Origin of the sequence: Hydrocoleum sp. CS-953 (genome assembly GCF_002260545.1) — a bacterium.
Lineage (GTDB): Bacteria > Cyanobacteriota > Cyanobacteriia > Cyanobacteriales > Microcoleaceae > Trichodesmium.
Genome location: NZ_LGSU01001276.1, coordinates 1 through 9,091 on the forward strand (window position 1 = coordinate 1; position 9,091 = coordinate 9,091).

Annotated in this window: 8 protein-coding genes and 1 pseudogene; 4 read left to right on the top strand and 5 right to left on the bottom strand. The window is 32.9% G+C overall.

Annotated elements, in window-relative coordinates; genetic code table 11:
• Window positions 1-48 precede the first annotated feature (48 nt).
• The gene (locus tag AFK68_RS22550; RefSeq protein WP_094675269.1) at window positions 49-1,437 is read left to right on the top strand and encodes a hypothetical protein; all 1,389 of its coding nucleotides are present in this window, start codon (window positions 49-51) and stop codon (window positions 1,435-1,437) included.
• Between the two features lie 137 nt (window positions 1,438-1,574).
• On the opposite strand, the gene AFK68_RS22555 is transcribed toward AFK68_RS22550, so the two are convergent.
• From AFK68_RS22555 to AFK68_RS22565, 3 genes are all read right to left on the bottom strand, one after another.
• The gene (locus AFK68_RS22555) at window positions 1,575-2,378 is read right to left on the bottom strand and encodes an SDR family oxidoreductase (protein WP_094675271.1); all 804 of its coding nucleotides are present in this window, start codon (window positions 2,376-2,378) and stop codon (window positions 1,575-1,577) included.
• Window positions 2,379-2,843: 465 nt separating this feature from the next.
• Window positions 2,844-3,887, bottom strand: a complete 1,044-nt coding sequence (locus AFK68_RS22560) for a hemolysin family protein (RefSeq protein WP_094675273.1) — start codon at window positions 3,885-3,887, stop codon at window positions 2,844-2,846.
• A 208-nt stretch (window positions 3,888-4,095) separates the two neighbouring features.
• Window positions 4,096-4,455 (bottom strand): zinc ribbon domain-containing protein, encoded by a 360-nt coding sequence (locus AFK68_RS22565; RefSeq protein ID WP_094675275.1) that lies wholly within the window; start codon window positions 4,453-4,455, stop codon window positions 4,096-4,098.
• Window positions 4,456-4,698: 243 nt separating this feature from the next.
• On the opposite strand from AFK68_RS22565, the gene AFK68_RS22570 reads away from it, so the two are divergent.
• The 3 genes and pseudogenes from AFK68_RS22570 (at window position 4,699) to AFK68_RS22585 (ending at window position 6,540) form a co-directional block, all read left to right on the top strand.
• Window positions 4,699-5,025, top strand: coding sequence for a phasin family protein (locus AFK68_RS22570; RefSeq protein ID WP_094675277.1), 327 nt, complete (start codon window positions 4,699-4,701; stop codon window positions 5,023-5,025).
• Between the two features lie 283 nt (window positions 5,026-5,308).
• Window positions 5,309-5,854: an FKBP-type peptidyl-prolyl cis-trans isomerase gene (locus AFK68_RS22580; protein WP_094675281.1), complete on the top strand. Its 546-nt coding sequence runs from the start codon at window positions 5,309-5,311 to the stop codon at window positions 5,852-5,854.
• Between the two features lie 125 nt (window positions 5,855-5,979).
• A pseudogene (locus AFK68_RS22585) lies at window positions 5,980-6,540 on the top strand (Uma2 family endonuclease).
• A gap of 482 nt (window positions 6,541-7,022) precedes the next feature.
• Here AFK68_RS22585 and AFK68_RS22590 read toward each other — a convergent pair.
• Window positions 7,023-8,099, bottom strand: a 1,077-nt coding sequence (locus AFK68_RS22590; protein WP_210407565.1) for a pentapeptide repeat-containing protein, incomplete at its 5' end; no start/stop codon positions are given.
• Window positions 8,100-8,183: 84 nt separating this feature from the next.
• Window positions 8,184-8,843: a YkvA family protein gene (locus AFK68_RS22595; RefSeq protein ID WP_094675285.1), complete on the bottom strand. Its 660-nt coding sequence runs from the start codon at window positions 8,841-8,843 to the stop codon at window positions 8,184-8,186.
• Window positions 8,844-9,091 lie beyond the last annotated feature (248 nt).

The window sequence follows — 9,091 nt, forward strand, 5'->3', positions numbered from 1 at the left end:
GGGTTGGGGGAGAGGTCATAATTATCCTCACTCCAACTAAATCTAAATATGAAAAATTTTACAATTAGTCTTTTAGCATTTCATCTATATTCAACCTTTTTAGATTCGTCAGAAAAAAATAATCAAGAAGGCAAATTATTATGGGAAAACCTCGCCCAACTAGAGGAAAAATATCTACCATTCCCAGACCTAAAATATTTACCTCATCAATTAATTTGCTATGACCAAAATGGCAATTATAATTCTGTCTTTGAATCTCAGGAAAATAACTTGTGGATGAGTAAATCAAAGCAAGCAATAGACTTAGGTGTAATTGAAATCGAAAACTTAAAAATAGCAGGTAATCTCCAACCATTTATACTTAACGACACCTACGCTGCTGACCTAACTCTCATCCCCAAATTATCAACAGAAAAACTAGACATTTCTCAACTAAAACAATTCCCCATCAAAAGTTTATTACCCTCATCAATTCAACCATCATTAGGAGAAACATTTTTAATTTATGGAGAAATCGACCCAGAAGTAAATGCCGAACAAATAGCCAATGAATGTGTAGAAAATTTATTCGACTCAGCCCAAATAAAACCTGTATTTCTCAATCAAGGCGAATTATTTAAAAGCTTGCTTTTTGAATACGAAGCAACAGAATTTACTGCCAATAACCAAACCAACAAAATTAAAATATTAGTCTTATTAAACAATAGTCAAGCAGAAACAATTGACCTAGCAGAAAAATCCTACGAATGGATATTACAATTATTGTGCTGTCGCCATAAAATCAACTTTATCTATCAAGAATCACGAAATCTCTATCCTAAAGCGAGAAAATCTTATGACAAATTAGAAACAGAAATGAAACACTTCTCTCAGATAACAGCAGATCCAAAAACCAGACTAGAATCTCTCCAACAAATTCTAGAAAAAATGCCAGAAGACTATCTATATTATTCTCGTTATCTGCGAGACTTAAAAGCACATAAAACCGCCATCGAAACCAATATTAATAATTATAAAACCTGTCTATCAAAAATAGAAAATATTAGTAACATTCCCCAATATTGGCAAGACTTCTTGAATAAAACCTGCTCTCTGTGGCACAGACAAATTGAAACCGATATTAACTATCTTTCCCCTGGTCAAAACTTATTTGAACAAATGGTAAACACAATTAGAGGCATGGCAGAAATAGACCAAGCAGAAAGCGATCGCCGCTTAGAAAGAACCATTCAAATTATTGGTGTAGGATTAGGAAGTGGAGGAATTATTGCTTCTAGCACTGGTCATATTGATGTACCTGTTACTTTCAAACCTACTGGTAAATTAGAAACAATTCATCCCGTTATTTTGACTTTAATCTTAAGCATTTTAGCAACCCTATTAGCAGGAGGAATAACCTGGTATTTCACCAAACCCAAAAACAAAATAAATTCCTAAGTCAAAAGTCCAGTAGGGTGTGTTAGTGGAACGAAGTGGAACGTAACGCACCATTTTTTTTCAAGATTTAGGTGCGTTACGCTATCGCTTTTCATGTCGCGTAGCGAAACAGCACCCTACTACTACCACCACCTTTTTCAACCTAAACTTTTTCCCATCATAAACTGAACTAAACCAGGAAATAACCGATAAGTTTCTGTTGCTAAAACCGCAGGACCTACTACTACTTCAGACTGCTTATTTTTAACAACATTCCAGATAGTTTCAGCAATATCTTTTGGCTGACTAACAAAATTAGATTCTAAAACAGAACTCATTTGTTGGCGACTAGCTTCTACTCCCGAATTATCCCCACCTCGAAATTGCGCTCTCTCCAGAAAATCACTATTAATAACTCCTGGTTGTACAGAACTAACATTAATTCCTTTTGACTCTAATTCCAAACGTAAAGTATCTGTTAATCCAGTAACTGCATATTTACTAGCACAATAAGCAGTCATATTTGGCAAAGGCATTTTTCCACCAAAGGAACCAACATTAACAATTGTGCCTGATTTTCTTGACAAAAAATGAGGTAATAAAGCTTTAATTGTATTCACATAACCAAAAAAATTAACATTCATTAATTGTTGAAAATCTTCTAGGGTTGTATGTTCCATTCCACCAGTCAGACAAATTCCAGCATTATTAACTAATACATCAATTTTTTCATAGAATTCTATTGCTTTTTGCACCAAATATTCTACTTGTTCAGCATCAGTAACATCTGTAGGAATAGCTAAAGCAGATTTACCAATTTCTCTCACTTCATTTGCTGTTGCTGCTAATCTATCTAACTTTCTAGCAGCTAACACAATGTTATATCCTTTTCTGGCAAATAAAAGTGCTGTTTCTCTACCACAACCTTGAGAAGCACCAGTAATTAAAACAGTTGGCAGCATAATTTTTTTTTAGACAAATTAAAATTCTAGATTTACAGGAATTATTGTAACGCAATTCTGAGGAAAAAGAAAAATTTACTAATAATGAAGCTTCTCTTCTCTCCTAAATAACTAATACCTTATTCTTTCTTTATATATATAAGTTACCATTACTATTAGTTCATTATTATAGTACCGTGACACACCTATATTACAAGGCGTTGCTGAATCAAGGTATGAAAATAAAAATTGAACAATCTCAAATATTTGTTATTCAATACTTTAGTAATTACCAAAAAATACAAATCATACCTAAAATAAGCAACGCCAATTAAATGAACCCACCCCACTCTTTACTAAATGACCTAATTCACTATTTTAGATTTGTCGGTTTACTAACTAATAACTAATAACTGATAACTGATAACTGTAATTACCGAATTATTAATTATNTTTTAACCAGAGGTAATTATCAATTATCCATTATCAATTATCAATTAATGAATCATCCTTTAATTTTATCCTTCCTCTCATTCTTGCCACAACTTGTAAGTCAACACTTTTATCAGTTTCATCCACAATTTCACCAGTTAATTCTTCCAACACATCCTCTAAACTTACCACTCCCGACATTCCACCATATTCATCTAAAACAACCATCAAATGTTGACGATATTTTTGAAATTCTTTCAATAATAAATCTACCCTCAATGTATCTGGAATAAACCTAACATCTCGCATAAAATCATAAATTTTTTGATTATCTTTTCCTTCAATTAAAGCCTTAAGTAATTCATGTTTTAATACCAAACCAAGTACATCATCAATAGAATCTCTAATCACAATAATTCGGCTATGCTGAGAATTAATAATATCTGACTTAACCTCAGATAGAATTGAATCACTATGTAAATAAGTAGTCGCTGTTCGAGGTGTCATAATATGCGATGCACTTTTATCATTTAGCCGAAATACTCTTCTAATCATTTCAGCTTCATCACCTTCAATAACTCCCTCCTTATATCCTATTCTGGTTAAAAACATTATTTCTGCTTCATTAGTAGTGGGTAATTTTTTTCCTTGAGTAAAAGGTGATGTAATTTTTTCCATTAACCAGACTATGGGAGTAAAAATAAAAGTTAATCCCTGCACGGGTAAAGCTATAGTTAAGGCAAATCTCATGGCATACCTTTCCCCAAGAGTTTTAGGAATAATTTCGCCAAAAACTATTACTAAAAATGTCAAAATAGCAGAAAATACTCCTAACCAAGCATTCCCTAAAACTGAAGCTGCAATATTACCAATTAAGATACTGCCAACAATATTAAAAATGTTATTAATAATCACAACAGTTGCTATGGGGCGGTTGATTTTTTTCTTAATTGCCCAAAGTGCTAATACTGTTGCTTTTTTAGACTGGGCTAACTGTTGTACTTTAATAGGAGAAACTGAAAGTAAAGCTGTTTCAGTAGCAGAACAAAGGGCAGAACCTATGAGAATAATTAAAACTATAATAGTTAGCTTGAGCATACTCAACTAATAATTGGATGTAAGCATTTAGCCGTCAGCTATCAGCTATCAGCTATGATTTTTGATATAGGTTTAAAGCTATATTAATTGACCTAGAATAAAATCTTACTACAAAAGTTGTTAAAATCTATATTCATCTCAAACTACCTCCCATTATTAAAAAGCTAAGAGCTGACCACGAGCTAGCTGAATGCTTACCCTACTCTAGTCAAAAAGATAGTAAAAAACTGATAAGAATTAAAGTCAAAAACAACCACAAAATAGTATTTCTTTGAAACCAAAATTTGACAATTTTCAACCAACTATTATGATTAGTACCATAAGTAGAATCTGGTACAAGAGGTTCAGATTGGTCATGGAAAAGAGTACAATCTTTAGCGTAGGGACGTTGGGGAAAATTGCAGGTATCATCTAAATGGTAGAGGCAATTATTACACAAATATTCCTCTCCTTCAGCTTGATACAAAGGAATACCAGGATGACCAAAAGCTTTCAGAGGAAATTGACAATACGGACAAGCGATCGCCTGACTATCAACTTTTTGATGACAACGAGGACAATTTAACATTTTGATTATATTTTAAATCTATAGCAATCTACCCATGGGTTGTAATATTTTATCGTAGGGGTTTGGTCTCCAAACCTGAGCAAAAATTGGATTTGGAGACCAAATCCCTACAGTTTTTTCTCACATCTCATTCGGTGATTACTATATAAGTTCAATAACTTCAATAACTTCTTTGATCTACAGTTTAAGTGTCTAGCTTAATTTAAGTTAGTTGTTTGTATATACCTAAAAAGGGAAAAAAATATGAATAATACAGAAAATCTACTTCAACAACTTTTAATGATAGGTATTGGTACAACTTCCCTAGTGGCAGAAAAAATACAGGAAGTAACTAACCAATGGGTTAAAGATGGTACTATCAATCCAGACCAAGCTAAGACTTTTGTTGATGATATTATGGAGCAACTTAAGTCGGAACAGGGAAACTTGGAAGCTCAGATGGAGCGACAAATGCGGAATGTGATGCAGGATATAGGAGTTCCTCGTCAAGCAGAAATGGACGAACTGCGGGGTCGTTTGGATCGTTTGGAGCGTCAGATACGAGATTTGGAAAACCGTAACTGGCGTTAGATGAATTTAGAATTTAGAATTTAGAATTTAGAATTTGGAATTCAGAATATTATGAAGTCAGAAGTTAAATTCCCTGCACTGACTAAATTTGAGAAATGTGATAATGTTCTAACTTTCCTGAAGTTAGAAGTTAAATTTGCAGCAGGGACTAAATTTAAGAGGGGTGAAATGGAATTCAGTCTGCCTATATTTGACTATACTTTTAGTAACTATAATTCAAACTTGATGTGAGAATTTTTGACTTTTAACTTTTCAATTTTGAGTTAAATTAGGAGGTTTAATTTTGCGAGGAATTATTATTAGTCTGGGAATAGTAATAGTCTGTGGTTTAGTCTTGATTATTGCTCAAATTACAGGTTCGGGAAAAGAGGCAGTTGCTTCTCAAAATACATTAGGTACTGTAAATTCTACTGAAGTTCAGCAGGAAGTGGCAGAAGGTACTAAACTAAATCCAACAACTACAATGGCAGAAAATATTATGGACGAAGCAGTTACTACTGAATCTGGTCTTAAGTATATAGTTATAACACAAGGAGATGGCGCTACTCCTAAAAGTGGTCAGACGGTGGTAGTTCACTATACTGGAACTTTAGAGGATGGTTCTAAGTTTGATAGTTCTCGCGATCGCAATCAACCTTTCCAATTTAAAGTTGGCGTAGGTCAAGTTATTAAAGGTTGGGATGAAGGAGTAGGTAGTATGAAAGTTGGTGAACGTCGTAAGTTGATTATTCCGTCAGAATTAGGGTATGGTTCCCGTGGTGCTGGTGGGGTTATACCTCCTAATGCTACTCTGATTTTTGATGTGGAATTATTGAGAATTGCGAATTAATTAAGCATTTACTGCGGACTGCTGCGCAAACAGCTATTAAATATTAGCAATTATAATTATTAATAGGGGATAGAGACTTGTTCTCTATTCCCTTTTTATATTGTTCTTTAATTCCTAAAAATTATATGTCAAATCTCACAATTAAAGACTTAGAAATATTGCAAGGTACTCTGAATGAAGTAGGTTTAGATTATCAATTAGAATTAGATGAAGGAAAGATATTAGTTATGGGTCCGTCGGATATTATTTCTAGTGAAGTTGGTGTTCAATTAATTAGATTATTAGGCAATTGGGTTTACCCACGTCGTCTCGGACGTTTGTTTGATTCTAGTGGTACTTTTATTCTTCCAGATACTAATTTAAAGGTTCCTGATGTTTCTTTTGTTCGTGCCCAACGTTTGAAAAAAAGTGTTCGTTATTTTGGGGAGTTGGTGCCTGATTTAGTGGTAGAAATTAAGTCTCAAAGTGATAGGATTAAACTTTTAAAAAATAAAATAAAGAAGTATTTAGAATTAGGAGCAGAAGTAGGAATATTGATAGACCCTGACAAATAAATAGTTATTGTTTATCGTCCTAATGGTGAAGAAGTTGAGTTAAAAAATGGAGATATTTTGACTATTCCTGAATTATTTGGTGAGTGGGAATTATCTATTGTTGAACTTTGGCCGCCTGTGTTTGATGATTAAGCATTTCCTGCGGACTGCTGCGCAAACAGCTATCAGCAGTCAGCTATCAGCTTTTTTTACTTACGAATTAAGTCAAAATTTGTTGAAGAATGCTTATATACTAATCCTAAATGATTTGTGAAAAAAACTATAGCGGTTTAGTCGCCATGGTTGGGTTTGAATACCAAACCCCTACGATAAAATATTACAACCTATTTATAATTTCTATATTAACTGAAAAGCTACTTATTTATTCTATAAATTATCTGAAATATATCAATAATAATTCCTTCTTTCAAGTTTTTAGGTGTTCTTAGCGTACAAAATTCCTGTTTCGGCATAGTCTAGCCATAAATAATAAAACCTTATTTTCTTAAAAAGCACTCAATTTTGCTGATTCATTACCTTAAGTTTTAAAAAGTCTCTGTTCTCCCTATTTCCCCTTGACTTTTTGGGATAGTTCACTGTGATTTAGCCGACTTTTAGATTCTATTAAACTACCCTTATTTCATTGAGTTAAGTCTTAAAGAACCTCTAATTTTTTCTATAATTGTTGTAGAAGAATGATAGCTCGATCCATCAGGCATAATACATCCTTTCAAATTGGCATTGTTAAAATTTGTACGATCATCAATATTAGCACCTGTTAAGTTGGCTCCCCTTAAATCTGCATTACTAAAATCGGTATTTATTAATGTAGCATTGCTCAAGTTAGCCTTTCTTAAGTCAGCTTGCTCTAAAATGCTACCACTTAAATTAGCTCGATCAAAATCCACACTGTTTAAAAGAGCTGCCGTTAAGTTAGCCTTTGTTAAATTTGCCTTCACCAAAATAGATTGACGCAAATCAGCTTGAATTAAACTAGCTTCTATTAGTAAGGCATCTTTGAGATTAGCATTTCGCAAATCTGTCCTCTGTTTGTCACTTTCACCATTAAGCAGGGCATAACTTAAGTTAGCTTCTAATAAAGTTGTATAACGCATATTTGCCTCTTTTAAATAAGCTTCAGTCAAATTGGCTCTAGTTAAATTGGCATAAAGCATATTTGCCTCTTTTAAATAAGCTTGAGTCAAATTGGCTCTAGTTAAATTGGCATTGTCAAGTTTAGCTTGATAGAATCCAGCTTCTCTAAGATTTACATCAGATAAATTAGACTGATGTAGGTTGGCTTGACTCAGATCAATCTCTTGAAGATTAGCACGAGACAGATCGGCAGAAGTTAAGTTTCCTTTATTAAGTTTAGCCCCACTCAGGTCAGCGCCATTTAATTGAGCTTGTTGAAGATTTATATCTAATGCAGTTATCTGAGAAAGATTAGCCTGAATCAGCTTTGCATTACTGAGATTGACTTGATTGAAGGACATACCACTGAAATTGGTTCTTTCACAATTTGAACCTCGGAGATTAGTATCATTTAGACTTCCAACTCTGGGAAGCTTTTGATAAGAAGAGATATCGCATTTAATACACTTATTAGTTTCCACAAGTTTGTAGACATCTTTTCTCTTGTAGGCATAGGCAGGATTAGCTAATCCTAATAAAATTATTAGTCCTATAATTAATAGCAAAAGAGTTCTTACNGTATAAGATTTTATCTTAAATAATAATATTGATATAGATAATTTATCTTTGAATTTTGTTTGAAAAATAGTTGCTCCCATTGACTAATCCTCCTTAATATTTTTCACAACAATTCCTTTATCTGCTAGTAGTAAGTTTAGCCCTTCTATTTCATTAATTTTTCCTTCTTGTAGTTGCTTGATAACCTGAGAATCATTCTCTCTACGTTTTGCTGCAATAGAGAAAAGCCATACTCCTATGCCCGCTAAACCACCACTAAAGATATCATCTGCAGTTCCAAAAACTGGAATAAAATCTGGAATTATATCGGTTGGATTTAAAATTCCTATGACTCCCAATACAATATTAGTAATTCCTAAAACAAAATTACTTACCTCTTTTGGATCAAAAATTAACCAGGCTATTAACATGGATAATCCTAGCGGAGTTAGAATGAAAACAAAATGAAAAAGGTTTAATAGGTTACTAAAAATTGAGTAAAATGCATAAAAAAGTGCTTCTATATAAGAAAACCATTCTCGTAAAGGGATTGGTGGTAGAATATAATTGCTTTTTATGAAGTCAACAAAACTAAAAAATGTGTAGATTGAGGTAAATATTAGTAAGCATAATGCAATAGCTTTGGCAAAGTTATATTCTTTAAATCTAAAAAGATTAGCAGGAAAACTAGATAATGTTTCAATCCTGTAGGAATAGATTTCTTGGTTTTCTAGGGAGTCATCAGAGGTAAATAAATCGGTCATAATTAAGTTTTATTAATTGCAAAATTTTCTTTCTTAAGAGAGTAGGTTAATCAAAGTTTTGATGGCTATGTCTAAAACTCTATTCATATTTTAACTGATATTTATTCCTAAACTCTAACTTTCTTTGATATATAGAAATAGCGATCGCGAAGCGGAATGGAGTTCTATTACTGTCTAATATTTTATCTTTTAAGGATTGTTATTTTAAGTAGAAAGCTAATAACTGAAGAGGCGATCGCTGACCAGCT